The sequence below is a fragment of the Miltoncostaea marina genome (assembly GCF_018141525.1).
Classification (GTDB): domain Bacteria; phylum Actinomycetota; class Thermoleophilia; order Miltoncostaeales; family Miltoncostaeaceae; genus Miltoncostaea; species Miltoncostaea marina.
In genome coordinates, this window is the sequence record NZ_CP064655.1 from 2042741 (window position 1) to 2068775 (window position 26035).

General features: G+C 77.7%; 25 protein-coding genes. 9 read left to right on the forward strand and 16 right to left on the reverse strand.

The genetic code is table 11. From position 1 onward, the window contains the following. Positions 1-43: 43 nt before the first annotated feature. The 6 genes from ITJ85_RS10260 to ITJ85_RS10285 form a co-directional block, all read right to left on the reverse strand. The gene (locus ITJ85_RS10260) at positions 44-1684 is read right to left on the reverse strand and encodes a DUF3352 domain-containing protein (RefSeq protein ID WP_217913007.1); all 1641 of its coding nucleotides are present in this window, start codon (positions 1682-1684) and stop codon (positions 44-46) included. 132 nt (positions 1685-1816) lie between these two features. Further along, on the reverse strand, positions 1817-3205 hold the full coding sequence (gene der, locus ITJ85_RS10265; protein ID WP_217913008.1) for a ribosome biogenesis GTPase Der: 1389 nt from the start codon (positions 3203-3205) through the stop codon (positions 1817-1819). Then, positions 3192-3857, reverse strand: a complete 666-nt coding sequence (locus ITJ85_RS10270) for a lysophospholipid acyltransferase family protein (protein WP_217913009.1) — start codon at positions 3855-3857, stop codon at positions 3192-3194. Before ITJ85_RS10270 ends, der begins: the two co-directional genes overlap by 14 nt. Then, complete coding sequence (gene cmk, locus ITJ85_RS10275; protein WP_217913010.1) at positions 3854-4531, reverse strand: (d)CMP kinase; 678 nt, start codon at positions 4529-4531, stop codon at positions 3854-3856. Before cmk ends, ITJ85_RS10270 begins: the two co-directional genes overlap by 4 nt. Continuing rightward, positions 4528-5832 carry a 3-phosphoshikimate 1-carboxyvinyltransferase gene (gene aroA, locus ITJ85_RS10280; RefSeq protein WP_217913011.1) on the reverse strand — a complete coding sequence of 435 codons (1305 nt, stop codon included), beginning with the start codon at positions 5830-5832 and terminating at the stop codon, positions 4528-4530. The genes cmk and aroA overlap by 4 nt, the downstream gene beginning before the upstream one ends. Before the next feature lie 12 nt (positions 5833-5844). After that, on the reverse strand, positions 5845-6804 hold the full coding sequence (locus ITJ85_RS10285) for a hypothetical protein (protein ID WP_217913012.1): 960 nt from the start codon (positions 6802-6804) through the stop codon (positions 5845-5847). Between the two features lie 45 nt (positions 6805-6849). Here ITJ85_RS10285 and ITJ85_RS10290 point away from each other — a divergent pair, with 45 nt between their 5' ends. Continuing rightward, a complete protein-coding gene (locus ITJ85_RS10290; RefSeq protein WP_217913013.1) occupies positions 6850-6996 on the forward strand; it encodes a hypothetical protein in 147 nt (48 codons plus the stop codon). Positions 6997-7079: 83 nt separating this feature from the next. Beyond that, a complete protein-coding gene (locus ITJ85_RS10295; protein WP_217913014.1) occupies positions 7080-7859 on the forward strand; it encodes an alpha/beta fold hydrolase in 780 nt (259 codons plus the stop codon). Here ITJ85_RS10295 and ITJ85_RS10300 read toward each other — a convergent pair. From ITJ85_RS10300 to hisC, 3 genes are read right to left on the reverse strand one after another with little or no spacing between them, the layout of a single operon-like run. Beyond that, positions 7820-8890 carry a prephenate dehydrogenase/arogenate dehydrogenase family protein gene (locus tag ITJ85_RS10300; protein WP_217913015.1) on the reverse strand — a complete coding sequence of 357 codons (1071 nt, stop codon included), beginning with the start codon at positions 8888-8890 and terminating at the stop codon, positions 7820-7822. The genes ITJ85_RS10295 and ITJ85_RS10300 overlap by 40 nt on opposite strands. A 43-nt stretch (positions 8891-8933) precedes the next feature. Continuing rightward, positions 8934-9971, reverse strand: coding sequence for a 3-deoxy-7-phosphoheptulonate synthase (gene aroF / locus ITJ85_RS10305; protein ID WP_217913016.1), 1038 nt, complete (start codon positions 9969-9971; stop codon positions 8934-8936). 36 nt (positions 9972-10007) lie between these two features. Continuing rightward, positions 10008-11123, reverse strand: coding sequence for a histidinol-phosphate transaminase (gene hisC, locus ITJ85_RS10310; RefSeq protein ID WP_217913017.1), 1116 nt, complete (start codon positions 11121-11123; stop codon positions 10008-10010). 123 nt (positions 11124-11246) lie between these two features. Between hisC and nadB the strand changes: the two genes are divergently transcribed. Genes nadB through nadC form a run of 3 tightly spaced genes read left to right on the forward strand, consistent with a single transcriptional unit; the run spans position 11247 to position 14763 of the window. Next, positions 11247-12845, forward strand: coding sequence for an L-aspartate oxidase (nadB, locus tag ITJ85_RS10315; protein WP_217913018.1), 1599 nt, complete (start codon positions 11247-11249; stop codon positions 12843-12845). Next, positions 12842-13951, forward strand: a complete 1110-nt coding sequence (nadA, locus tag ITJ85_RS10320) for a quinolinate synthase NadA (RefSeq protein ID WP_217913019.1) — start codon at positions 12842-12844, stop codon at positions 13949-13951. The genes nadB and nadA overlap by 4 nt, the downstream gene beginning before the upstream one ends. After that, positions 13948-14763 (forward strand): carboxylating nicotinate-nucleotide diphosphorylase, encoded by an 816-nt coding sequence (nadC, locus tag ITJ85_RS10325; protein WP_217913020.1) that lies wholly within the window; start codon positions 13948-13950, stop codon positions 14761-14763. Before nadA ends, nadC begins: the two co-directional genes overlap by 4 nt. A 930-nt stretch (positions 14764-15693) precedes the next feature. Here the strand turns inward: nadC and aroH are convergent. The 4 genes from aroH to ITJ85_RS10345 are packed head-to-tail and all read right to left on the reverse strand — an operon-like array spanning position 15694 to position 18114. Continuing rightward, the gene (gene aroH, locus ITJ85_RS10330) at positions 15694-16071 is read right to left on the reverse strand and encodes a chorismate mutase (protein ID WP_217913021.1); all 378 of its coding nucleotides are present in this window, start codon (positions 16069-16071) and stop codon (positions 15694-15696) included. Between the two features lie 12 nt (positions 16072-16083). Continuing rightward, positions 16084-16815: a pseudouridine synthase gene (locus ITJ85_RS10335; protein WP_217913022.1), complete on the reverse strand. Its 732-nt coding sequence runs from the start codon at positions 16813-16815 to the stop codon at positions 16084-16086. Next, positions 16805-17389, reverse strand: a complete 585-nt coding sequence (gene scpB / locus ITJ85_RS10340) for an SMC-Scp complex subunit ScpB (protein ID WP_217913023.1) — start codon at positions 17387-17389, stop codon at positions 16805-16807. Before scpB ends, ITJ85_RS10335 begins: the two co-directional genes overlap by 11 nt. Then, positions 17386-18114 carry a segregation and condensation protein A gene (locus ITJ85_RS10345; RefSeq protein ID WP_217913024.1) on the reverse strand — a complete coding sequence of 243 codons (729 nt, stop codon included), beginning with the start codon at positions 18112-18114 and terminating at the stop codon, positions 17386-17388. The genes scpB and ITJ85_RS10345 overlap by 4 nt, the downstream gene beginning before the upstream one ends. 55 nt (positions 18115-18169) lie before the next feature. On the opposite strand from ITJ85_RS10345, the gene ITJ85_RS10350 reads away from it, so the two are divergent. The 3 genes from ITJ85_RS10350 to ITJ85_RS10360 are packed head-to-tail and all read left to right on the forward strand — an operon-like array spanning position 18170 to position 20677. Continuing rightward, complete coding sequence (locus tag ITJ85_RS10350; RefSeq protein ID WP_217913025.1) at positions 18170-19189, forward strand: tryptophan--tRNA ligase; 1020 nt, start codon at positions 18170-18172, stop codon at positions 19187-19189. A 43-nt stretch (positions 19190-19232) separates the two neighbouring features. Beyond that, a complete protein-coding gene (locus ITJ85_RS10355; RefSeq protein ID WP_217913026.1) occupies positions 19233-19988 on the forward strand; it encodes a CPBP family glutamic-type intramembrane protease in 756 nt (251 codons plus the stop codon). Beyond that, positions 19985-20677, forward strand: coding sequence for a Crp/Fnr family transcriptional regulator (locus tag ITJ85_RS10360; RefSeq protein ID WP_217913027.1), 693 nt, complete (start codon positions 19985-19987; stop codon positions 20675-20677). The genes ITJ85_RS10355 and ITJ85_RS10360 overlap by 4 nt, the downstream gene beginning before the upstream one ends. On the opposite strand, the gene ITJ85_RS10365 is transcribed toward ITJ85_RS10360, so the two are convergent. Next, positions 20674-21342 (reverse strand): hypothetical protein, encoded by a 669-nt coding sequence (locus ITJ85_RS10365; RefSeq protein ID WP_217913028.1) that lies wholly within the window; start codon positions 21340-21342, stop codon positions 20674-20676. The genes ITJ85_RS10360 and ITJ85_RS10365 overlap by 4 nt on opposite strands. 272 nt (positions 21343-21614) lie before the next feature. On the opposite strand from ITJ85_RS10365, the gene ITJ85_RS10370 reads away from it, so the two are divergent. Next, positions 21615-23480: a VanW family protein gene (locus ITJ85_RS10370; RefSeq protein ID WP_217913029.1), complete on the forward strand. Its 1866-nt coding sequence runs from the start codon at positions 21615-21617 to the stop codon at positions 23478-23480. Positions 23481-23502: 22 nt separating this feature from the next. On the opposite strand, the gene ITJ85_RS17380 is transcribed toward ITJ85_RS10370, so the two are convergent. Together ITJ85_RS17380 and ITJ85_RS10380 are read right to left on the reverse strand one after the other, a co-directional pair. Further along, complete coding sequence (locus tag ITJ85_RS17380) at positions 23503-25038, reverse strand: sigma-70 family RNA polymerase sigma factor (protein ID WP_217913030.1); 1536 nt, start codon at positions 25036-25038, stop codon at positions 23503-23505. A 101-nt stretch (positions 25039-25139) separates the two neighbouring features. Continuing rightward, entirely contained in the window at positions 25140-26027 is an 888-nt protein-coding gene (locus ITJ85_RS10380; protein ID WP_217913031.1) for an alpha/beta fold hydrolase, read from the reverse strand. Positions 26028-26035: the final 8 nt, after the last annotated feature.

Sequence of the window (26035 nt, forward strand, 5' to 3'; positions counted from 1 at the left end):
GCGCGGGCCCCGCGCCGGCGCGCGGCGCGGGGCCCGCCGGGCGTCAGCCGGTGATGCGGACGAACACCTCGAAGGTCGGCGTCTCGCCGCCGGTCGTCCACGCGGAGACGCTCTTCAGCGGCCGCAGGTTGGCCAGGTCCTTCCGCGACGCGTCGCGGAAGGCGCCGGCGCGCTCCGCGGCGGCGACGGCCTGCTCGACGTCCAGCCACGCCAGCGAGGTGACCTCGCCCGGCATGCCGTCGGTCGCCGCGCGGAAGTCGGCCGCATCGGCCAGCGGGGCGGTCGGGCGCTGGACGGCCGTCACGGCGCGCGGGGTGGTGCCCACGATCGCCAGGTCGCCGTCCACGCCGTACACGACGCCCGCCTGCGGCGACAGCGGCAGGCGCCAGCCCTGCACCCCGGCCGCGAGGTCGACCCGCTGCCACTGCGGCACGCGCGTCTGCGGGCTGAAGCTGCGCAGCAGCTGCGGCACGCCGGTGCGCAGCGCGTCGAGCGTGCGCGTGGCCGCGGCGCCGTCCTCCACCTGCAGCGCCAGGGCGACGTCCGCGCCGCGGCGGCCGGCGCCGGTCACGACCAGCGCGTGCTCGCCGGAGGTCAGCGCGGAGAGGTCCTCGAGCGAGACGCCGAGCAGCTGCGGAAGCTGGCCGGTGAGCGCCTCGAGCTGCTGGTTGGCCTCCGCGCTGCCGCTGGCCATGGCGCGGCGCACGACGTCCGCCACGTTGCTCGAGAGGTCGCTGAAGCCGAGGTACGCGATCGCGTCGGCGGGCACCTTGCTCGTCAGGCCCGGCGAGAACGCCTCGGCCGCCTGCTCGGGCGCGCCCATCAGGACGCCCTTGACGCGGGCGCCCTCCGCCTCGGCCACGAGCGAGGCGGCGAGGACCGCGTCGTCGTAGTCGGCCAGGCCGAGCTGCTGGGCCTGCGGGTTGCCCGCCGCGGCGCTCTGCAGGAACGCGCCGAGGTCGATGTAGGCGTGGCCGAACGAGTCCTCCGGCAGCTTGCCGAGCGCGTCGGTGAAGCGGTCGGTGCCGCCGAGGGTGCGGTCGCCGCCCGCCTCGTGGGCGTCGAGCGCCGCGAACAGGTGCTCCTCGGCGTCGGACAGCACCAGCACGCCGTCGGCGACGGCGGTGACCGTGCCGTCGTCGTCGCGGTACCACTCGGCGCCGGCGTGCTCGCCACCGCGCGTCATGCCCTGATCCTGGAGGAAGGCGCGCACGGCGTCCTCCTTGCCGTCCGTCAGCTCGACCACCCCGACGAACTGCTGGTCGCCGGCGGCGTCGGCGGCCGCGCCCGCCGCGGCGCCCGGCGCGGTCAGCGCGCGGTCCACCCGGGGCGCCTCCGGCACGCCGAGCGAGGCCACCGCCGCGCGGTCACCGAGCAGCGGCGCGACGTCGCGCTCGAAGTCGACGTCGTCACCGCGCAGGTCCTCCTGCAGCGAGCGCTTCATCTCCGGATAGGCCGGGAAGAGCTTGGCGAGCGCGTCCACCTGGGTCCACTGCGGCCCGTCGAAGTCGGTCGACGCCTCGAGGTACATCGGGCTGCCGGCCGGCACGTAGGACGCGATCTCACCCGCCGCGGCGCCCCCCTCGGAGTCGCCGCCGCCGCACCCGGCGAGGCCGATCGCGACGCCGGCCAGGGCCGTCGACACGAGCGCGACGCCCGTGCGTCGCCGCAGTCTCTCGATCATCTGGACGGCCATCCGGCGGTACCTCCGAGGTCGGGTCGGGTGCGGCGGATCCACGGTAGCAACGGCCTTCGCGGACCCCAGTAAAGGAACGGTTCACGGTCGCGGGGCGGCACGGGCCCGCGCCCGCGGCCCCTACCGGCGGCTGCGGACCTCGAGGATGAGCGGGACGCCGTCGAGGTCGAAGCGCTGGCGCAGCCGGTTCTCGAGCCAGAACCCGTAGTCGCGGGTCATCAGCGAGCGGTCGTTGACGTCCAGCCGGAAGGTCGGCGGCCGCTCGCCGGTCTGCACGAGGTAGCGCAGCGACAGGCGGCGGTTGCCGCTGCGCGGCCCGGGGCGCTCGACGGCGAGCTCGCGCAGCGCCTCGTTGAGCTCGCGTGTCGAGATGCGGGCGCCCGAGCGCTCCTCGAGGCGCAGCGCGGCCGGCAGCAGGCGGTGGAGGCCCTCGCCGCTCGCCGCGGAGCACACCTCGATGGGCGGCCGCTGACGCGACTTCGAGCGCAGCCGGCCGCGGATGTGGTCGAGGTCCGGCTGGGCGAGGTCCCACTTGTTGATCACGAGCAGGGTCGCGCAGTGCGCCCGGGCCGCGCGGTCGACCACGGCGAGGTCCGAGTCGGTCAGCCCCTCCCTCGCGTCGGCCACGACCAGCGCCACGTCGCTGCGCTCGGCCGCCTGCAGGGCGCGCACCTGCGCGTAGTGCTCGACGTCCTCGGCCATCTGCCCCTTGCGCCGGATGCCGGCGGTGTCGATCAGCACCACCCGGCGGCCCTCCACCTCGATGAGCGTGTCGATCGGGTCGCGGGTCGTGCCCGGCCGGTCGTGGACGACCACGCGGTCCTCGCCGAGCAGGGCGTTCAGGATCGAGCTCTTGCCCACGTTGGGCCGGCCGATGATGCACAGCGCGGGCACGCGGTCGCGCGCCTCGGGCGCCTCGGGCGCCTCGGGCAGGCGCTCCACCAGCGCGTCGAGCAGGTCGCCCACGCCGCGGCCGTGCTGGGCGGAGACCGGGTGGACGTCCCCGAGACCCATCGCGCGCAGGTTCTCGGCGGCGGCCTCGTGGGCGGCCGAGTCGACCTTGTTCGCCACCAGCATCAGCGGCCGGCCGGAGCGGCGCAGCCGGTCGGCCACCTCCAGGTCGCCGGCGGTCGGCGCCACCGTCACGTCGACCACGAACAGCACGAGGTCGGCCTCGTCGATGCCCCGGATCGCCTGGGCGGCGATCTGCTTGCCCACGTCCGAGGGGTCCGCCTCGTCGATGCCGCCGGTGTCGATGAGCTGGAAGGCGCGCCCGTTCCACTCCGCGCCGGTCTGCCGGCGGTCGCGCGTGACGCCGGGCGTGCTGTCGACCACCGCCTCGCGACGGCCCGCCAGGCGGTTGAAGAGCGTCGACTTGCCCACGTTGGGGTAGCCGACGATCGCGACCGTCGGCTGGTCCTGCGCCAGCGTGGCGCCCGCCGCCACCCGGCGCGGGCGCCAGCGCGCGCGCTCGGCCGCGCGGGGGCGGGGCTCGTCAGGCGTCGCCATCGAGGTGCCCCGGGGCGATCGTGGGCGGGCCGCCGGCCGCCGGGATGAGCGCCGCGATGGCGGCCATCATGCGGTCCGTCGCCTCGCGGGCCCGCCGGCTGCGCGGCCCGGGCGGCACGTCGGAGAGGTCGATCGGGGCGCCGAAGGCCACGGTCACCCTCCGCAGGAAGCGGTGGCTGCCCCAGATGGCGGCCGGCAGGACGGTCACCCCCGGCTCGAGCCCCAGCGAGCCGGCGCCCGGCATCCCGGGGCGCAGCCGGCCGTCCGTGTAGCGCGTGCCCTCGGGGAACATGAGCAGCATGTCGCCGCGGCGCAGGATCTCGCGCGCCAGGCGCAGCGCCCGTCGGTCGGCGCCGCCGCGCTCGACGGGGAACGCGCCCATGCCGTGGATCAGCCGCCGCACGAGGGGGATCCTGAACAACTCGGCCTTCGCCATGTAGTGGGTGCGCCGCGGCCGGGCGGCGATGCCGAGCACCAGCGGGTCGACCTGCGAGATGTGGTTGCTCACGATCAGCACGGGGCCATCGGAGGGGATGTTCCCGTGACCGACGGTGCGCACTCGGTGCAGCCACTTGATGGAGGGCACCAGCACGATGTGGCCGGCCAGCCACCACCCGTCGGTGATGACGGGTGGCGAGTCGTAGTCGCTCACGGCGCCCCGGACGCCGCGCGGACGTCCTCGACCAGGCGCACCACGAGGTCGGCGACCTCGGCCGCGTCCATCTCCGACGAGTCCACCACCACGGCGCCGCGCGCCACGCGCAGCGGGCTCACCGCGCGGGTGCTGTCGAGCCGGTCGCGGCGGCGGACGTCCTCCAGCACCCGCTCGGCGTCCATCTCGACGCCCCGCGCCCGGAGGTCCGCACGGCGGCGGCGGGCGCGCTCCTCGAGCGACGCGGTCAGGAAGACCTTCAGGTCGGCGTGCGGGCACACCACGCTGCCCACGTCGCGCCCGTCGGAGACCCACGACCCGCTGGCCAGCAGGGCCCGCTGGGCGGCGACCACCTGCTCGCGCACGCCGGGGTGGGCCGACACCTCCGAGACCTCGGCCGCCACCTCGGGCATCCGGATGTCCGCCGTCACGTCGCGGCCGGCGATGCGGACGCGGTCGCCCTCCTCGGTCGGCTCGATCTCGATCGGGTTGTCGCGGGCCAGCGCGGCGAGCGCCTCGCCGTCCCCGACGGGCACGCCGTCGCGCAGCGCCAGCCAGGTCACCGCCCGGTACATCGCCCCGGTGTCGAGGTAGGCGACGCCCAGCCGGCGCGCGACCTCGCGCGCGACCGTGCTCTTGCCCGCCCCCGCCGGCCCGTCGATGGCGACGATCACGCGGGCACGCCCCCGAGCGCCGCCAGGTCGCGCGCGAAGCGCGGGTACGAGACGGCCACCGCGTCGAACCCGCCCACGGCGACGCCCCCCTCGCTGACCAGCCCGGCCACGGCGCCCAGCATCGCCAGCCGGTGGTCGCCGAGCGAGTCCACGGCCCCGCCGGCCAGGCGGCCGGTGCCCGTCACCTCGAAGCCGTCCTCCAGCTCGCGCGCGTCGGCGCCGAGCGCGCGCAGCGCGCCCACCACGGCGGTGATCCGGTCGCTCTCCTTCACCCGCAGCTCGGCGGCCCCGCGCACGGCCGTCGTGCCGCTCGCCATGGCGCCGAGCAGGGCCACGAGCGGGAGCTCGTCGACCATCGCCGGCACCTCCTCGGGCGCCACCTCGGTGCCGCGCAGGGCGCCCGCCCGGCGCACCACGAGCGTGCCGCAGGGCTCGCCGGCCACCGGCTCGGCGGGCTCCTCCGCGATCTCGGCGCCCATCCGCCGCATCACCGCCAGCAGCCCGGTGCGGCCGGGGTTGAGGTTGACCCGCTCGAGGCGCACCTCCGGGTCGCCGAGCAGCGCGCCCGCCACCAGCAGGGCGGCGGCCGACGAGAAGTCGCCCGGCACCTCCACGTCGGGCAGGTCGATCGACGCCACCGGGCCCGCGACCCCCACCGCGCCGCCCTCGCGCAGCAGCGGCACGCCGGCGGCCTCGAGCATCCGCTCGGTGTGGTCGCGCGAGGGGGCCGGCTCGGCCACCCAGGTCGTGCCGTCCGCGAACAGGCCGGCGAGCAGGACGCAGCTCTTCACCTGGGCGCTCGCCACCTCGAGGCGGTGCTCGATCCCGCGCAGCGGCAGGCCGCCGCTCACGGCGAGCGGCGGCGTGCCGCCCGGCGCGGTGGCGACCGTCGCGCCCATGGCGCGCAGCGGCTTCGCGATGCGGGTCATCGGGCGCCCGCGCAGCGACTCGTCGCCGTCCAGCACCACGCGGTCGCAGCGCTGGCCCACGAGCAGGCCGGTGAACAGCCGCATCAGCGTGCCCGCGTTGGCGCAGTCGATGGCGGGCGGCGGGCGCAGGCCGCGCAGCCCCCGGCCGGTCACCACCACCGCCTCGCCGAGGCGCCCCTCCGCGACGGCGCCGCAGGCCTCCACGGCGCCGAGCGTGGCGGCGGTGTCGGCCGAGTCGAGCGGGTTCTCGATCCGCACCGCGCGGTCGGAGACCCCGGCGAGCATCAGGGCGCGATGGGTCAGCGACTTGTCCGGCGGCACCTGGACGGTGCCGCGGAGCAGATCGACGGGTGCAACGCGGACGACCGTCATGCGACGGGCAGCCTAACGGTCGGCGGCGGACGGGCGCGGCGGCGGCACCACCGACCGCGCGGCTCGCAGCGCGGTCGCCTCGGCGTCGGGCACGCCGCGCAGCTGTAGGCCGAAGGCCCGCTCGGGGGTCTCCCAGACCAGCGTCACGATGCCCCGCGGGCGCAGCACGCCGGGCGCGCCGCGCACGTCGACCGCGCGCGCCCCGCGGCCCCCGGCGTCGGGGCTGGCGAGCGGCGCCGGCGCCTGGCGCAGCAGCATGCGCGCGCCCTCAGGGCTCGCCCAGGCGGTCACGATGGCCGGCGGCGCGGCCGGGTAGGCGACGTCCGGCTCGACGCGCAGGCGACCCCGCTCGAGGCCGGGCGGCGTCCAGCCGGGCAGCCACGGCTCGTAGCCGGCCTCGAACGCGGCGTCCTCCTCGCCCGCCGCCCAGCGCCCCCCGCCGAACCCGGCGGCCATGCCGTGGGTGGCGCCCATCCGCCCGCCCAGCGACGAGCCGTCGAAGCGCAGCTCCGAGACGCCCGGCCGCGCGAGCCGGCCGATCGGCTCGCCGGAGGCGTCGAGGGCGTCGACCGCGAGGACGGCCGCCTCCGCGGGCAGGCGCGCCAGCACGAGGCCCTCCGCGCCGACCGGCACGGTGCCGGCCGGCTCGTCGCCGGCCAGCACCGGCCGGGCCGCGGCCGCCTCCCCGGCGGCCCGGCCCACCAGCACGCGGTCGGTCACGCCCCCGGGCAGCTCGACCTCGATGACGGCGGCCACGACCGGCCGCCAGCGGCTCGGCCGGCCCGGCGGGCAGGCGATGCGCGCGAGCGCGTCGCCGCCCGCGCCGATCCAGGCGACCCGGGCCCGCGGCGGGTCGCCGGCGACCGAGGCGGCCACCAGGGGCAGCCCGCCCCGCGCGGGCAGCGCGTGGGGCACCGGGTGCCCGAGCGCCGCCTCGGCCGCTGCGCGGGCGGCGCTGAGGGCGTCGTCCATCGCCCCATCACACCATCCGTCCGGCGCCCCCGTCATCCTCACACCATGACCGGACACCGCTGCCACGAGTGCGGCGAGCCCATCCGCGAGGGCGCGGAGACCTGGCTGGCGCCGCACGACATGCTCCCCGACGAGACCGCCGGCGAGCCGTACTGCCCGGGCTGCGCCGCGCCGCTCGGCATCGCGGCCTGAGCCCGCCGCCCGCACCCCGCGCCTTCGAGGTCGCCCGGGACGGCGTCACGCTGCGCGGCGAGGAGGCCGGCGAGGGCCCGGCCGTGCTGCTGCTGCACGGCCTCACCGCCACCCGGCGCTACGTGGTGCACGGCTCGCGCGCCCTCGAGCGCGCCGGCCACCGGGTCGTGCAGTACGACGCGCGCGGGCACGGCGAGTCGTCGGGCGCCCCCGACCCCGGGGCGTACACCTACGCGCACCTGGCGGCCGACGCCGTGGCGGTGCTCGACGCGCTCGGCATCGAGCGGGCGGCCCTCGTCGGCCAGTCGATGGGCGCCGCCACCGCCGTCGCCGTGGCGCTCGGCCACCCCGGCCGGGTGGCCGCGCTGGGCATCGTGACGCCGGCCCACCTGGGGCGGCCGAGCGACGACCTCGACGCGTGGGACCGCCGCGCCGCGGGGCTCGAGCGCGGCGGCCCGGAGGGCTTCCTCGAGGCGCTCGGCCCGCTGTCGGTGGGCGAGCGCTGGCGCGACACGGTGCGGACGGTGATCCTGCAGCGGCTCGGCCGCCACGCCGACCCGCACGCCCTGGCGGACGCCCTGCGGGCGACGCCCCGCTCGGCCGCCTTCGACGGCATGGAGAGCCTGGAGCGCATCGCCGCGCCGACGCTCGTGGTGGGCAGCCGCGACGAGGTCGACCCCGACCACCCGCTCGCGGTCGCCGAGGAGTACGCCCGCCGCATCCCGGGTGCCCGGCTCGTGGTCGAGGCGCCCGGCGAGTCGCCGCTGGCCTGGCGCGGAGGAGCCCTCTCGAAGGAGCTCCTGCCGCTGCTCGCCGGCGCCGGCTACGACCCGGGCACGCCTCCGCCGGCCGCCGCGCGGTAGCCGCGCTCGGCGATCAGCCGCACCGCGCGCAGCGCCGCCTCCGGGCCGTCGACCGTCAGCACCAGCTCGCCCTCGCCGTCGGGCGGGCCCGGCCGCAGCGACAGGTCCTCGATGTTGATGTGGGCGTGGCCGAGGGCGGTCGCGATCTCCGAGATCGCCCCCGGGCGGTTGGGCACCGCCACCAGCACCCGGGCCGGCTCGGCGGGGCCGTCGGGCTCGGCCTCCAGCAGCCGCTCGCGTCCCCGCGCCGCCTCGCCGACGAACCCGAGCAGCCACTCGCGGTCGCCGCGCGTGATCGCGTCCTCGACGTCGGCGAGGCGGCGCCCGTAGGCGCGCAGCTCGGCCACCACGGCGTCGCCGTTGGCCAGCAGGATGTCCGCCCACAGCGGGGGGTTCGATCCCGCCACGCGCGTCAGGTCGTGGAACGAGGGCCCCGCGGAGCGCAGCGCCTCGCGCCCGGCCGGCGCGGTGGCCGCCGCCTGGTTGACGAGCGCCGACGCCAGCACGTGCGGCACGTGCGAGACGAGCGCCATGAGCCGGTCGTGCACCGCGGCGTCGATGGCCACCGGGCGGGCGCCCACCGAGGCCACCAGCGCGTGCAGCCGCTCGAACAGGTCGGGGCGCGCCTCGGCGCCCGGCGTGAGGAACCAGGTCGCGCCCCGGAACAGCTCCGCGCGGGCGAACGCAACGCCGGTGCGCTCGGCGCCGCAGACCGGGTGGCCGCCGATGAAGCGCTCGCGGTCGCCCGGCGAGAGGGCCGCGAGCACGGCCGACTTCGCCGAGCCGAGGTCCGTGACGAGGCAGTCGTCGGCGGTCGCGGCCAGCGCACGGCGGGCCAGCCCCGCGAGCACCGACACCGGCGCGCCGAGCACGACCGCGCAGGCGCCCTCGCAGGCGGCCTCGAGCGACGGCGCGGCGGCGCCGATGGCGCCCAGCTCGACCGCCGCGCGCAGCGCGTCGCGGTCCGGGTCCCAGCCCGTGACCGTCGTGCCCGGGAGGGCCCCCAGCGCCAGGCCGAGGGACCCCCCCATCAGCCCGACGCCGACGAGGGCGACCGGGCCGGGACCTGCGCCGTCAGGCGCCGACGGCCACCGGCGCGTCGCCCGAGGCGAGCACCTTCCCCATGAGGTCGATGCAGCGCTGGACGTCAGCGACCCAGGCGCTGAACGTATCGGCGTGCAGGGCCTGCGGGCCGTCGCACAGCGCGTGCTCCGGCGCCGGGTGCACCTCGACGATCAGGCCGTCGGCGCCGGCCACAACCGCGGCGCGGGCCATCGGCAGGATCAGGTCGCGCTTGCCGGCGGCGTGCGAGGGGTCGACGATCACCGGCAGGCAGGACTGCTGCTTGGCGACCGGGACGGCCGAGATGTCGAGCGTCGAGCGGGTCGCCGTCTCGAAGGTGCGGATGCCCCGCTCGCAGAGCACGATCGCGCTGTTGCCCTCGCGGGCGATGTACTCGGCCGACAGCAGCCACTCCTCGACGGTGGCCGCCATGCCGCGCTTCAGCAGCACCGGCGTGCTCGTGCGGCCCACCTCGCGCAGCAGGTCGAAGTTCTGCATGTTGCGCGCGCCGAGCTGGATCATGTCGGCGACCTCGAGGACGTCCTCGAGCTGGCGCACGTCCATCAGCTCGGTCACGACCGGCAGGCCGGTCTCCTCGCGGGCCTCGGCGAGGATCTCGAGACCGGCCTTGCCGAGCCCCGAGAACGCGTACGGCGACGTCCGCGGCTTGTAGGCCCCGCCGCGCAGGAAGTTGGCGCCCGCGGCCTTGCAGGCGCGCGCCGACGCGAAGGTCTGCTCGCGCGACTCCACCGCGCACGGGCCGGCGATGAGGGCGAAGTGCCCGCCGCCGATCGGCCGGCCGGCCACCTCCACGACCTGGTCGCGACCGCGGAAGTCGCTCGACACCAGCTTGTACGGCTTCAGGATCGGGACGACCTTCTCCACCCCGGGCTCGCCCTCGAGCTGGAGGGAGGCGACGATCTCCCGGTCGTCGCCGATGGCGCCGATGACCGTCACGAACTCGCCGCGCGAGGGGTGGGCGCGCGCGCCCGCCTGCTCGATGCGCTCGACGACGTGGCGCACCTGCTCGTCGGTCGCGCCCTCCTGCATCACGATCATCATGGTGGGGTCCGTCCTGGTTGGGGCTCAGCTGTGGATCGCGCGGGCGACCTCCGCCCGCGCCGCGAGGAACGCCGTGTTCTCGTCCGGGGTCCCGACCGAGACGCGGAGGCACCCCGGGCACCCCAGCGCGGCACCATCGCGGACGATGACCCCCAGGCGCAGGAGCTGCTCGTGGATGCCGGCCGATCCGGCGACCGGATCGGAATCCGGCCGGACCAGGATAAAGTTGCCCTGGCTGGCGGTAAAGCCCCAACCGGTCAGGACCAGCTCGCGCTGCATGCGGTCGCGCTCCGCCATCACCGAGCGGACGCGGCGGTGCAGCTCCTCCGGGTGGCGAAGGCTCTCCAGCGCGGCCGCCTGGCCCAGCGCGTTGGTGTTGAACGGCTGGCGCACCCGGTCGAGCGCGCCGACCCAGCCCGCCCCGCCGACGCCGTAGCCCACGCGCAGCCCGCACAGGCCGTGCGCCTTGCTGAAGGTGCGGGTGACGAGCAGGTTGGGGCGCTCGCGGGCCATGGACATCGTGCGCCCGGCGTCGGGCCGGTCGACGAAGTCGAAGTACGCCTCGTCGATCAGGATCGCCAGGTCCTCGGGCAGCGCGTCGACGAACGCCTCGATCTCGTCGGCCGAGCGGTACACGCCCGTGGGGTTGTTGGGGTTGCAGACGATCACCAGGCGGGTGCGCTCGTCGACCGCCGCGGCCATCGCGTCGAGGTCGTGACCGAGGTCGTCGGCGAGCGGCACGGCGATCGCCTCGGCGCCCGCGGCGGCGGCCAGGTGCGGGTAGAGCGCGAACGAGGGCTCGGCGTGCACGACGGTCGTGCCCGGGTCGAGCAGCGCCTGGCCGGCCAGCAGGATCAGCTCGCACGAGCCGTTGCCGACCACCACCCCCTCGGGGCCCACGCCGTGACGCTCGGCCAGGGCGCGCCGCAGCGCGCGGGCCGCCCCGTCGGGGTAGCGGTTGAGCGCCGCGGCGCCCTCGGCGACGACCTCCGCCACCCCCGGCATGGGGCCGAACGGGCTCTCGTTGGAGGCGAGCTTGACGGCGCGCTCGATGCCGTAGCGGGCGAGCACCTCGGCCGTGGTGAGGCCGGGCTCGTATCGCGGGATGGCGTCGAGGCGCGGAGAGGTCCTGATCGACACGGCCGACAGTGTAGGCCGCCCGGCCCGGGGCCGACGCCGCGCGGGGGTTGCCGCGCCCGCACGTCGCGCTATTGTCACGGCGACGCCAATTCGGCGTCATATTTACGTCAGAGGAACATGAATATGACGCGAGCGCGCGAGCGGGACCCCGTCGTGGTGGTGGGGAGCGGCATCGCCGGCTGCCTGGCGGCCCTGGCGGTCGCTGAGTCCGGACCGGTCGTGCTCGTGACGAAGGACGTCCTCGGCGAGGGCAGCACCCGGCGGGCGCAGGGCGGCATCGCCGCCGCCATCGACCCGGCCGACTCGGTCGAGGCCCACCTGGCCGACACGCTGGCCGCGGGCGCGGGCCTCTGCGACCGCGACGCGGCGGAGGTGATCTGCCGCGAGGGGCCGGCGCGCGTCGTGGAGCTGCTGGCGCGTGGCGTGCGCTTCGACACCGAGCAGGGCCGCCTGGCGCTCGGTCTGGAGGGCGCGCACTCGGCGCCCCGCGTCGTGCACGCGGGCGGCGACGCCACCGGCGCGCACATCGTCGCGGCCCTCACCGCCGCGCTGCGCGCCGGGCCGCGCGTGGAGATCGCCGAGCGCGAGCTCGCCCTGGAGGTGGTCGTGCGCGACGGGCGCGCGGCGGGCCTGCGCGTGCGCGGCGCGGACGGCGCCGAGCGGGTGCGCGCCGCGCGGGCGGTCGTGCTGGCGACCGGCGGCTCCGGCCAGCTCTACAGCCGCACCACCAACCCGCCCGGCGCCACGGCCGACGGCCCCGCGCTCGCCGCGCGGGCGGGCGCCGCGCTGGCCGACCTCGAGCTCGTCCAGTTCCACCCCACCGCGCTCGCCCTCGGCGACGGGCCGCTGGCGCTGGTCAGCGAGGCCGTGCGCGGCGAGGGCGCCTGGCTGCGCGACGCGCGCGGGCGCCGTTTCATGCCCGACGAGCACCCCATGGCCGAGCTCGGCCCGCGCGACGTCGTGGCCCGGGCGATCGCCCGGCACGCCGCCGAGCTGGGCGCCGACGTGACCATCGACCTGCGCCACCTCGACCCCGGCGAGGTGCACCGCCGCTTCCCCACCGTGGCCGCCCTGTGCGCGGAGCACGGCCTCGACCTGGCGCGCGACCTCGTCCCCGTCACGCCCGCGGCGCACTACGGCGTGGGGGGCGTGCTCGCCGACATGGCGGGCCGCACCACGCTCCCCGGCCTGTTCGCGATCGGCGAGTGCGCCGCGACGGGCGCGCACGGCGCCAACCGGCTCGCCTCCAACGGCCTGCTCGAGGGCGCGGTGCTGGCCGCCGGCGCCGCCCGGGCGCTCGCCGACGGCGCCGACGCCTGGCCCGACGCCCCGCTGGGGCCGATCGCGCCCGTCGCGCCGCCCGCGCCGCGCGGCGACGACGCCGGCGGCGGCGGACGGGCCCGCCGCGCGCTGCAGGAGGCGATGTGGCGCGGCGTGGGCGTCGAGCGCGACGCCGACGGCCTGGCCGCCGCGCGCGCGGCGCTCGCGGCGGTGCCCGATGGCACCGACCCCGAGACCGACAACCTGCTGCTGGTCGCGCGCCTCTCCGCCGCGGCCGCCGCCCTGCGCACCGAGAGCCGGGGCGCCCACTTCCGGCGCGACCACCCGTACGCCGACCCCCGGCAGGCGCGCCGCATCGCCTGGGTCGGCGGGCTCCCCGTCGTCCCCTCCCCGACCGTCCCCGCCCGGCCCCGCCGGGCCCTCGCACTGGAGGCCGCATGACCACGACCGCGATCGCCCCGGCCTGCGCCATGCCCGCGTCCGCCACGGCGGAGGGCCAGGAGCAGCTCTGGGAGCGCGCCTGGGCCGCCCGGCGGGAGCTCGGCCCGCGCGCCGTCGTCCTGGGCCACCACTACCAGCGCGACGAGGTGATCGCGTTCGCGGACGTGACCGGCGACTCGTTCCTGCTGGCCCGCCGCGGCGCGGCCGCCACCGAGGCCGAGCTCGTCGTGTTCCTCGGCGTCTACTTCATGGCCGAGGCCGCCGACGTGCTGCGCGCGCCGCACCAGACCGTGGTGCTGCCCGACCTCGGCGCCGGCTGCCACCTGGCCGAGTGCGCCGACATCTTCACGGTGCGCGACGCCTGGGCGCAGATGACCGCGGCGCTGCCCGGCAAGCGGGTGATCCCGCTCACCTACATGAACTCCGGCGCCGACCTGAAGGCGTTCGTCGGCGAGCAGGGCGGCGCCGTGTGCACCTCCGGCAACGCCGAGAAGGCGTTCCGCTGGGCGCTCTCGGAGGGCGACGCGGTGTTCTTCTTCCCCGACGAGCACCTCGGCCGCAACACGGCCTGCCGCCTCGGCATGGCGCCGGGCGACCCGTTGGTGTGGAACCCGCGCCTGGCCGAGCTGGGCGGGCTGTCCGGCGACGCGCTGGCGCGGGCGCAGGTGATCCTCTGGAAGGGCTTCTGCAACGTGCACACCGGCTTCACCGTGCGCCAGATCGAGGAGGCGCGCGCGGCCGACCCGGACGTGCGCGTGATCGTGCACCCGGAGTGCCCGCGCCCGGTGGTCGAGGCCGCCGACGAGGACGGCAGCACCGAGTACATCATCCGCCGCTGCGAGGAGCTCCCCGCCGGCGCATCGGCCGTCATCGGCACCGACTGGAACCTCGTCAACCGGCTGCGCCTGCGCCACCCGGACAAGCGGATCTCCTGCCTGCGCGAGGACATCTGCCCGTGCGTGACGATGAACCGGATCGACCTGCCGAAGCTCACCTGGTGCCTCGAGTCGCTCGCCGCCGGCGAGGTCGTCAACGTGGTGGCCGTGGACGAGGAGATGCGCCGCCTCGGGCGCCTGGCCCTCGACCGCATGCTGGCGCTCGCGTGAGCGCGCGCGAGGTCGTCGCCCGGGCGCTCGCCGAGGACCTCGGCGAGCGGGGCGACATCACCTCGGAGCTGCTCGTCCCTGCCGACGCCCGCGCGGTCGCCTGGGTGGTCGCCCGCCGGGCCGGCGTCCTGGCCGGCCGGGCGGCGGGCGAGGAGGTGCTCCGCCAGACCGGCGTCGACGGCGACTGGCGCCTGGACGACGGCGACCGCCTGGAGCCCGGCTCGGTCGTCGCCGAGGTCTCCGGCCCCGCCCGCGCGGTGCTCGCCGCCGAGCGGACGCTGCTCAACCTGCTGTGCCGCCTGTCCGGCATCGCCACCCTCACCGCCGAGTACGTGGCCGCGTGCGGCGACGTCGCCGTGCTCGACACCCGCAAGACCACGCCCGGCCTGCGCGCCCTCGAGAAGGCCGCCGTGCGGGCCGGCGGCGGGGTCAACCACCGCATGGGCCTCCACGACCGGGTGCTCGTGAAGGACAACCACCTCGCCCTGGCCGGCGCGGGGCTCGCCGACGCGGTCGCCCGCGCGCGCCGCGAGATGCCCGACGTCGTCGTCGAGGTGGAGGCCGACGACCTCGACGGCGTCCGCCACGCCATCGAGGCGGGCGCCGACTGGGTGCTGCTCGACAACATGACGCCCGGCGAGCTGCGCGCCGCGGTCGCCCTCGCCGCCGGCCGCGCGAAGCTCGAGGCCTCCGGCGGCATGACCCTCGAGGGCGCCCGCGCCGCCGCCGCCGCCGGGGTCGACGCGGTCTCGGTCGGCGCGCTCACCCACTCCGCCGCCGCCCTCGACCTGGGGCTCGACATCGAGGCCTGAGCGGGGGCCGCGCCCGGGCACGGGTCCGGGCCGCCGCGGCTGCCGCGGCGCCGGCGCCCCGCCCCCGTGCAGCCAGCGGCCCTCGCGGAACCAGCGCTCCATGGTCTGGCGGCTCGGGGCGCGGGCTTCGCCGGCGTCGGCCCGGCGCCGCAGCTCGGCGATCACCGCCCGGGGCGGCTCGCCGGCCGCGAAGCGCCGCTCGGCCTCGGCCCGGAGGGCGGGCCAGGCGTAGGAGCCGGGGCGCCGCCGGCCGGCGGCCGACCCCAGGCCGCGGAGGCGCGCGGCGTGGATGTCGAGCGCACGCCCCCGCGCGCCGCTCATGCAGCCGGCCGCCTGCCAGACGGCCATCAGCGATGCCACCAGATCGCGGCCGACCCGGCTGGCCTGGAACTCGGCCGAGCGGTGCTCGGCGCAGAGCCAGACGCTGACGCCACCCGGCAGATACAGCCGGGCCCGGTCGCCCCGGCCAGGCCCCATGCAGATCGCGCACGGCGGCCGGCCCCCGAGGCGCTCGCCCTTGTAGAAGCTCTTCGGCATGTCCCCGATCATCGACGCCCGCGCGCGCCCCGGGGCGCGTCGTCGGTGACAGGGGCGCGCCGGGGCCGTGTCGGGTGATGACGCGATCGGGCTGAAGGTCTCTGCCCAATCGGGCATGGCGTCCTCGGAGCCGGTGGAGCGGGATCGAGCCGGCGCGGGCGACGGCGGGGCCCGTCGCGAGCCGCGGCTCGGGCGAACTGCCCGATCGAGCGACGGGGCGCCGCTCAATCGGGCATATCGGCGCCCGAGGGGCCAGTGCGCGCGGACGGACGCGGCGGACGCCCGATCGAGCGGCCCCGTGAGGCCCGCTCCGGCGATCACCGCGCGCCCGGCTGCCCGGCCTCGGGTGAGGGCACCCCCGGCCGGCCGGCCGGGGGGCGCCCGGGGCAGCCGCTACTGCGCGTCGCCCGCCAGGTCGGGGCGCAGGCGCCGCGCCTCGCGCAGGTAGACGTGCTCGATGACGCGCTCGCGCGGGGCGTTGCAGTGCAGGAGGAGGCGGATGCACCTGCCGAGCGACCCCGGGACCGGGATCTCCCGGGCGCAGAGGAGCGGGATCATCGTGAGGCCGGCCTCGCGGGCGGCCACGGCGGGGAACTCGGAGCTGAGGTCCTCCGTGACCGTGAAGATGATCGAGATCAGGTCGTCCGGGCGGAGCGCGTTGCGCTCCAGCACCTCACCCAGCAGCTCGGCGGTGCTGGCGACGATCGCCTCGGGGACGTCCCCGTCCACGGAGGTCGCCCCCCGCACGGCTCGCACGACGGTGTCGCTCACCCGCGCATCCTCTCAGCGCTCCAGGCCGACGGCGGCGCCGAGCTTGCGCCACTCCGCGCGGGTGAGCGGGCGCCATCGCCCGGGGGCGAGCCGGCTGACGCCGATGCCCGCGTACCGCGAGCGGTGGAGGCGCAGGACGGGGTGGCCGACCGCCTCGCCCATGCGGCGCACCTGCCGGTTGCGCCCCTCCGTGAGCTCGATGATGAGCCAGGTGCCGCCGGGCGCCTTGCGATCCATCGCCTCGACCCGGGCCGGGAGGGTCATGCCGTCGTCCAGCTCCACCCCGTTGCGGAGCCGCCGGACGGTCGCGGCGGACACCTGGCCGCGCAGCAGCACCTCGTAGGTCTTCGGCGCCTTCGAGCTGGGGTGCATGAGCCGGGCGGCGAGCTCGCCGTCGTTGGTGACGATCAACGCGCCGGTGGTGTCGATGTCCAGGCGCCCGACCGGGTAGAGGCGGACGTCGTCGGGCAGCTCGTCGAGCACCGTCGGCCGCCCCTGGGGGTCGTGGGCGGTCGACACGACGCCGCGCGGCTTGTGGAGCAGGTAGGCGCGCCGCGGCTCGGGCCCGCGCAGCGCCCTGCCGTCGACCGCGAGGGCGTCGTCCGGGCCGACGAGCTGCCCGACGGTCGCCGTGACGCCGTTGACGGTGACCCGTCCCTCGGCCACGAGCGCCTCGGCCCCCCTGCGGCTCGCGACCCCGGCCAGCGCGAGGGCCCGGTGGACGCGCATGCGCTCATCCGCCATCCGGCTCCTCGCCGGGCAGGTGTCCCGCGCGCACCAGCCGCTCGCGCACGCGCTCGGCCTCGGGCCCGGAGAGCTCGAACCCCTCGAGCGCGGGCAGGTCGCCGGCGTGGCGCAGGCCGAAGCGCTCCTGGAAGACCCGGGTGGTGCGGTAGCGCATCGCGCCGCCCTCGGCCGACCGGCCGGCCTCCTCGATGAGGCCCCGGTCGAGCAGCGAGGCGACCGTCGAGTCGACCGCGACGCCGCGCAGCCGGCTGATCTGCGGGCGGCTGACCGGCTCCAGGTACGCGACCACGGCGAGCGTCTCGAGCGCCGCGGGGGTCAGGCGGTCCTCGGGCGGCCGGTCGCGAAGGCGGTCGCAGACCGCGGCCAGGTCCGCGCGCGTGCGCAGCGTGAAGCCGCCGGCCACCTCCGCCACCTCCAGCCCGCCCTCCGGCCCGTGCCGCCCGGCGACCTCGGCGAGCGCGCGCTGCACCGGGCCGGGCGCCTCGTCGGTCACCTCGCAGAGGGCGACGAGCGACAGCGGCTCCGGGGAGAGGAACAGGAGCGCCTCGACCTGCCGGGTGAGCTCGCTCACCGCGCGCGCCCCCCCGTGCCGGTGATCGCGATGTCGCCGAACGGCTCGGCCTGGGCCAGCGTCACCTCGCCGCGGCGGGCGAGCTCGAGCGCGGCCATGAGCGAGATCGCCTCCTCGAGCGGCTCCAGGCCCGCGGTGAAGGCGTCGAACGAGATCGACCGCGCGCGCGTCATCGCGGCCTGCAGCCGCGCCAGCGCCGCCGGCATGCTGATGCGCCGGCTCGTGAGGTGGGTGAGCGACGGCGCCGGCGGCGCCTTCAGCAGCGGCAGCATCGCCTCGCGCAGGCGGGCCGCGTCCTCGTGCGGCGGGGGCGCCGGCGGCGCGCCCGCCAGCGGCACGCGGCGGTAGCGCGGGCCCGCGCACTCCGTCGCCCGGGCGGCCAGCCAGCCCGCGGCCCGCTGGAACGGCGCGTAGGCCACGATGCGGGCGGCGAGCGCCTCGCGCGCCTCGAGCGTGTCCGGGTCGGGCTCCTCCTCGCCGGGCTCGCCGAGCAGGCGCCGCGCCTTGAGCTCGGCCATCGCGGCGAGCAGCACGATGAGCTCGCCGGCCGTGTCGGTGTCCCAGCGCTCGCTCGCGCCGTCGCCGAGCGCCGCGGTGACCACCTCGACGAGCGGCACCTCGAGCAGGTCCACCTCGTCGCGTAGGACGAGGGTCAGGAGCAGGTCGAACGGGCCCTCGAAGAGGTCGAGCTCGATCGGTTGCTGGAGGGCGTCGGGCGGCGGCATCCGGGTCGGGGCCAGCATAGCCGCGCCCCCGGGCGACCCGGGTACAGTTCCGCCCGTGACCTCATCAGCCCGCCGCGTCTCGCTGACCGGCATCAAGCCCACCGGCATCCCGCACCTCGGCAACTACATCGGCGCCATCCGCCCGGCGATCGAGCTGGCCGAGACCTACGACGCCTGCTACTTCATCGCCGACTACCACGCGCTCACCACGGTGCGCGATCGCGCGGAGCTCGACGCCTACACCCGCTCGGTGGCCGCCTCGTGGCTCGCCTGCGGCCTCGACCCCGAGCGCGTCACGCTCTACCGCCAGTCGGACGTCCCGGAGACGTTCGAGCTGCAGTGGGTGCTGTCGTGCCTCACGGCGAAGGGCCTCATGAACCGCGCCCACGCCTACAAGGCGGCCCGCGACCGCAACCGCGAGGCGGGCGTCGAGGACCTCGACGCGGGCGTCAGCATGGGGCTGTTCGAGTACCCGCTGCTCATGGCGGCGGACATCCTCGTGATGGAGGCCGACGTGGTCCCGGTGGGGCGGGACCAGGTGCAGCACGTCGAGTACACCCGCGACATCGCCGAGCGGTTCAACCTCGCCTACGGCGACCGCTTCGCGTTCACGCTCCCCGAGCACGTGACCGCCCAGGACGAGGGCGAGCACACCATGCCGGGCCTCGACGGGCGCAAGATGAGCAAGTCCTACGACAACACGATCCCGCTCTTCGCCGACGCCAAGCGGATGCGCAAGCTCGTACGCCGGATGAAGACCGACAGCACGCCGGTGGAGGAGCCGAAGGACCCGGACTCGTCGCACCTGTTCGCGGTCTACCGGCAGTTCGCGGGCGAGGCCGACCGGGAGGCCGTCCGCGCGCGGCTGCTGGCGGGCGGCATGGGGTGGGGCGAGATGAAGGACCTGCTCGCCGACCGGCTGGAGGAGGTGCTCGGCGGGCCGCGCGGCCGGTACGAGGAGCTCATGGACGACCGGGCGCAGCTCGACGCGATCCTCGCGGGGGGCGCCGAGCGGGCCCGCGAGCGCGCCGGCCGCCTGCTGGCCAAGGTGCGCGCCGCGATCGGCATCGGCTGACCGGCGCGCCGGCCGCCGAGCGCAGGTCCGTAGACTGGCCCCGGTGAGCACGCTCGACGCGCCGTCCCCCCCGCCCCCGCCGGCCCCGCCGCCGGGGCCGGGACGGCCGGACGCCCCCGGACCCGCGTTCGGGTGGCGGGTCGCCGCCCCGCTGCTCGCGGTCGTGGCCGCCTTCGCCATCGCCATCGTGGCGGCCGGCGTCCTCACCGCCACGCCGATGTCGGACGACTCGCTGGGCGCGGTGGTCACCGTCGCGACCTCCGCCCTGCTGCTGGCCTTCGGGTGGCTGCTGTGGCGGCGCCTGCCGGCGGGCGAGCGGCGGGCCGCCGTGGGCGGGCCGGGCGGCGTGGCACCGGTCGGCCTCGGCGTCGCGGTGGGGCTCGCGCTGCTCGTGGGCGCCGCGATCGTCGTGGCGACCGGGGCGGCGATCGACCCCACCGTGGAGCGGCGCCTCGAGGACCTCGAGATCGTCGGCTCCGAGCCGTGGCACCTCGCGCTGCTGGTGGTGTCGCTGGTGGTGCTCGCCCCGCTCGGCGAGGAGCTGCTGTTCCGCGGCCTGCTGCTGCGCGGGCTGCTCGCGCGGCTGCGCTTCTGGCCCGCCGCGCTGCTGACCTCTCTGGCCTTCGGCGCCGCCCACTTCGACGCGTACTACATCTGGCCGCGCGCGATCTCGCTCGTGGCCACGGGGCTCGTGCTGGCGCTCGTCTACCGCCGCTGGGGCTACCGCTCGGCGGTGGCGGCGCACGCCACGGTCAACGCCGTGGCCGCCGTCGCGCTGGTGGTGGAGAAGACCGCGTGAGCGCGCCGCCCGCCCTGCGCGCGATCGAGCTCTTCGCCGGGCTCGGCGACGACGCGGTGGCGGCCGCCGTCGACGAGGCGGCGACCCTCCGGCTGGCCGCGGGCGAGGAGGTGGCGGTCAACGCCACCGACGCCGTCTGCGCGCTGGTCGGCGCCGGGCGGCTCGCCCTGGTGGTGCTGACCGGCGACGGCCGCTCGCGCACCATCGGGATGCTGGAGGACGGCGACGTGCTCGTGCGGCCCTCCGACCCCTGGGCCGCGGGCGCCCGGGTGCGGGCGTTCGCGATCGAGGACTCGCTGCTCTACCTGGTCGACCGCGCCCGGCTGGACGCGTGGCTGCGCGACCCCACCCTGGCGCGCAACCTCGTCCGCGTGCTGACCGCGGAGATCGCCGACCGCGAGCTCGCGGTGGCCATCGCGCTCGAGCCGCGGGTCGAGCGGCGCCTCGCCCTCAAGCTGCGCCAGCTCGCCGACCGGTGGGGGCGGGTGACGCCCGACGGCATCCGCCTGGACCTGCGCCTGACCCACCAGGAGCTGGCGGGGATGGTCGGCGCGGTGCGCGAGTCGGTCACGATCGCGCTGCGCCGCCTGAGCGAGGCCGGCGAGGTCGAGGTGCGCAACCGCACGCTCATCATCCGCCGCACCAGGGACGGCGACGGCCCGGACGACGCGCCGGGCGGGGGCGCCTAGCCGCTCGGGCGGGACGCGCCCCCGATGCCCGGGGGCAGGCGCGGCGTGCGCACGCCCACGGGGTGCCGCGACGCCCCGTTGGCGGGCTCCAGCTCGATGGCGGCCCCGCGCGGCGGGGCCGGCGGGCGGTGCGCCGTCCAGGGCGCGGGCCCGCTGCGGCGCGGTCCGTGGGCCGGCAGGAGCGGCTCGAGGTGCAACGAGCGCCGGCCCAGGGGGAGGCCGGCGCCGGGCTCGCGCAGCAGCCGTCGCCCCAGCGCGCGCTCGGCGCGCCGCACCCGCGCGGCGCCGAGGAGCACGGCCAGCCCGGCGCCGGCGAGGGCGCCCGCGGCGGCGGCGGGCGCGCCGGGCGCGCGGTCGCGCAGCAGGTGGCCGGCCACGGCGGCGCCGGCCGTCGCGGGCGCGGCGTGCGCCAGCGCCACCCGGGCCAGCGTGGCCCGCGCCGGCTCGAGCTCCCACGCCGGCAGCACCGGCAGGGCGAGCCGCGTCGCCCGCCGCAGCGCCGCCGCGCCGCGCAGGGCGATCACCGCGACGGCGGCGCACAGGCCGAGGCCGGCCGCCCGCGCGCCGCCCGCCCAGACCGGTCCCGCGCCGAGCGCCGCGGCGGCCGCCAGCAGCGCGGCCCCGGCCGCGCGGAGCTCGAACGCGGCGGGCGACAGCGGGCGCATGCCGCCCCATCGGCACCGGCGGCCGCGGGCCTGATCGCGCACGTCGCGGGAGACCGGGCACGCATGCACCAGCAGCCGACGACTTGCGGATCCGCGACGATCGGGTAGCCTTGCGCGCTCTTCGCGACGGATCGGGCGTCGCGCCGGGGCGCGAGGGCGCCGTCCGCCGGTCTCGGTCAGACTGCGGACGACCCGCCGCCCGGGGGGTGCGCGGCGACCAGCCGGCGCGACGACGACGAGGTGCCCGCCGTCCCGCAGACGACCGCAACGACGTGACCACGCGAGCGCGAAGGGGCCTCGTGCTGGCCGGGATCGCGCTGGCCGCGGCGGTGCTCGGCGTGGGCGTGGCGCTCGCGGGCGCCGGGGGCGACGGCGCGCCGGACGGCGTGCGCGTGGCGGGCGTGGACGTGGCCGGCCTCGGCCGCGACGAGATCGCTCGCGTCGTGCGGCGACGCGCCCGGGAGCTGATGAGCCGGCCCGTCGAGATCGTCCGCGCCGACGACGCGGACTACCGCCTGCGCGTCACGCCGCGGAGCCTCAGGGCACGCCCCCAGGTGCGCCGCGCCGTCGACCGCGCGCTCGACGGCCGCGGGCTCGGCGGCCGCCTGATGTCGCTGGTCGGGCTCGGCGAGACCCGCGACATCCCGATCGAGTTCACGCTCGACCGCGGGGCCGTCGGCGAGGTGGTGGGCGACGTCACCCGGGGGCTCAACACGCCGGCCCGCGCCGCCGCACTCGAGGTGACCGACGACGACATCGTCGTGCGCCGGTCGGCCGTGGGCTTCGGCGTCGACCCGCGGGCGCTGCGCGAGCGGATCGCCCGCCTGCCCGAGCGCATCGAGCTCGAGCTGGGGCCGCTGGCCCCGGCGGTCGGCGACGCGGCCGCCGAGGCGGCCCGCGAGCAGGCCCTCGCGATCGTCGCGCAGCCGGTCGAGGTGACCCTCCAGGGCAAGGGCGTCACCATCGAGCCGGAGGTGCTCCGCTCGGCGCTGCGCTTCCAGCCGCGCCCGCCCGAGCTGCGGGTGCTGCTCGACCCCGCCGTGCTGTACGAGGACATCGCGCCGGCCTTCGAGACCCGCGAGCGCGAGGCGCGCGACGCGACGTTCGTGGTCAGTGGCTCGTCGGTGCGGCTCGTGCCCTCGCGGATCGGCCGCTCGCTCGACATGCAGGCCATCGCCGCCGCCATCACCTCCCAGCCGGGGACGGCCGCCGTGCGCGCCCGCTTCAAGGTGACGAAGCCCGGGCGCACCACGGCCCAGGCGCGCGCCCTGCGCATCACCGAGCAGGTCGCCGAGTACACCACGCCCTACTCGTGCTGCGAGCCGCGGGTGCAGAACATCCAGCGCGCCGCGGAGCTGCTCGACGGCTACGTCATCCCCGCGGGCGGCCGCTTCTCGCTCAACGACGCGCTCGGCCGGCGGACGGAGGAGCGCGGCTTCGTCGCCGCGCCGCAGATCGCCGCGGGGCGCCTGGAGGACGCCGTCGGCGGCGGCGTCTCGCAGGTCGCCACGACCATGTTCAACGCCGCCTTCTTCGCCGGCCTCGCGATCGTCGACCACACCCCGCACCAGTTCTGGATCTCGCGCTACCCGCAGGGGCGCGAGGCGACGGTGTCCTTCGGCGGGCCCGAGCTGATCGTCGACAACGACTGGGACGCCGCGGTGCTGATCGACGCGACGGCCACCGACTCGGCGATCACGATCCGCCTCTTCTCCTCCCCGCTGGGACGGCGGGTGGAGACCGAGACGAGCGAGCAGACGAACATCGTGCAGCCCGAGATCCACGAGACGGTCGACGACGACCTCGAGCCCGGCGAGCGGGTGGTCGAGCAGGAGATGGGCGGCCCCGGGTTCACGGTCACCTACACGCGCACGGTGTGGGCCGGCTCGGAGCTGAAGCGCGACGAGACCTACACCTGGACCTACGACGCCCAGGACGCGTACGTGAGGGTGGGCCCCGACGCGCCGGAGCCCGAGCCCGACGAGCCGCGCCGGCAGGAGCCCCGGACGGACCGCGGCGGCACGACCCGCGAGCAGCCGGCGCCGACCGCTCCGCGGGCGCCCGCCCGGACGGACGGCGGCGGCGCCCCGCCGGCCACCTCCTCGGGCGGGCCCGCGCCGCCGCCCCCCGGCACGTAGCCCTCGCCCGGGGCCCGGCGCCTCAGCGGCCGAGCAGCCTCGGGACGGTCACCTCGACGGGCGGCAGGCCGAGCGCCGGCGCCGCCTCGAGCCGCACGGAGGCGGTCGATCCGCCGCCCACGGTGACACCGGCCCGGACCTCCACCGGCGCGACCGGGGTGGCGACGGTCGCCTCGGCCCCCACGGCGACGCCCGAGTCGGGCGTCACCGACACCTGCGCGTCGGCCGTCACCGGGGCGACCGGCAGCGGCACGGAGAGGCTCGCGCCGACCTCGGCGCCGCCGCCCGGCGGCGAGCCGACGGTCACCGAGACGGGCGGGGGCGCGGCGGCGGTGTCGCGGGTGGCCTCGGCCGCGCGGACGGCGGGCCCGCCGTCCGGCGCCGCGTCGCCGCCGCCGGACGGGGCCGGGGCCGGCGGGTCGGCGGGCGGGCCGGAGGCGTCGCCGGGCTCGGGGTCGCCGACGGGCGCCGGCGCGGGCTCCGGGCCGCCGGCCGCCGACGGCTCCACGCTGCCCGCCCGGGCGGGCGCCGTCCCGCGCGCCCCGGCGGGGCCGGCCGCGGGGGCCGCGGCGGAGGCCGCCGCCCCGGCCATCGAGGTGGTCGAGGCGCCCCCCGCCCCCTGCGACGGCGCGGCGTCGGCCGCGTCGGGACCGCCGCCGGCGGGCAGGGTCGGCAGCAGCGCCCCACCCGAGACGACGAGCGCGCCCGCGGCCACCCAGGCGACCATCGCCTTCGCGCCGAGGCCGGCGCCCGAGCCCGCCGCGAGCGCCCCCGGCCCGCCGCCGCCGAACGCGGCCAGCACCTCGGCGAGGGTGCGCTGCGCCGCGACCGCGGGGAGCGCCGGGAAGAGCGCGGCGAGCTGGCGCGGCCGGCGGCCGATCGCCTCGCGGAACTCGCGGCACGCGTCGCAGCCGCGCAGGTGCGAGCGCACGGAGCGGGCGCGCAGCACGCGGCCGTCGCCGTCGGAGATCCGCCGGCGCACGTCGCCGCACGCCAGCGAGCGGCCCGCCGCGAACTCGCCGAGCGAGGTGCGGCCCTCGTGGATGAGGTGCTTGGCGGCGTCCGAGGTCGTGCCGAGCGCCTGGCCGATCTGGGCGTGCGAGAGGCCGCTCATCTCCCGCAGCACCAGCGCGGCGCGCTGCTGGTCGGGCAACGCGAGCAGGTCGCGGCGCAGCTGCGCGAGCTCCTCGCGCGTCTCGGCGAGCTCGGCGGGCGAGCCCGGCGCCCGCTCCTCCCCGCTCAGCCCGGCGTGGTCGCGGCGCGCGCCGGCCAGGCGCATGCACTCGTTGTGGGCGATGCGGAACAGCCACGGGCGCACGGCGAGCGCCTCGGCCCCGCGCCGCAGCGCCCGGTAGGCGCGGATCATCGTCGCCTGGAACGCGTCCTCGGCGTCCTGCTCGTGCCGCAGCACCGCCCGGCAGTAGCGGTGGATCGGGTCGCGGTAGCGGTCGAAGAGCGCCTCGAACGCCGCCTCGTCGCCCCTGCCGATCCTGCGCACGAGCGCCGCCTCGCCGTCTGCGGCGATGAGCCCGGCGGGCGCCGCGCGACGCGGCCGCATGGTGATCATCGGCGGGGGGACCTCACGGACGCTCCGTCATCGCTTTCGCTTCCGTGGCTGAACATAAGCGACAGAGCCCCGTCCGACGACTCGCCGAACGTTCAGTCCGCGCCCACGGGGGCGAAGAACGCCAGAAGCTCCGAGAGCGTCTCCCGCGGTGCCTCCTCGGGACAGAAGTGGCCGCCGGGGACGGGCCGCCCGCGCACGTCGTCCGCAACCTCGCGCCAGGCCGCGAGCACGTCGTACAGGGCGTGCATCCGCCCCTGCTCGCCCCACAGGACCAGCAGCGGGCAGCGCACCCGCGCGCCGGCGTCCGCCGCGTCGTGCTCCAGGTCGATGGAGGCCGCCGCGCGGTAGTCCTCGCACGAGGCGTGGATCGCCGCCGGATCGCTGAAGGCCCGCACGTACCCGGCGATCGCGGACTCGTCGAGCGGCTCCGCCGTCCCCGACCAGCGGCGCAGGGTCTCGCGCAGGAACCACTCGGGGTCGCGCCCGATCATCGTCTCCGGCAGCCCGTCGGGCTGGATGAGGAAGAACCAGTGGTAGTAGGCGGTCGCGAACGCCTGGTCGGTGCGGGCGAACAGCGTCCGGGTGGGCACGATGTCGAGCACCGCCGCCCGGGTGACGACGTCCGGGTGGTCGAGCGCCATGCGGTGCGCGACCCGCCCGCCGCGGTCGTGCCCGGCGACCGCGAACCGCTCGTGGCCCAGCGCCCGCATCGCGCCGACCAGGTCGCCGGCCATCGCCCGCTTCGAGTAGCGCTCGTGGGCCGGGTCGCCCGGCGGTTTGGCGCTGTCCCCGTAGCCGCGCAGGTCGGCGGCCACCACCGTGAACCGCTCCGCCAGGCCGGGCGCCACCTTGTGCCAGCAGGCCCGCGTCTGCGGGTAGCCGTGCAGCAGCAGCAGCGGCGGGCCCTCGCCGCCGGCCGACAGCGCGACGGCCGAGCCGCCGACGTCGACGACCTGCGGGGCGAGGCCGGGGAGGGGCATGGCGCGCA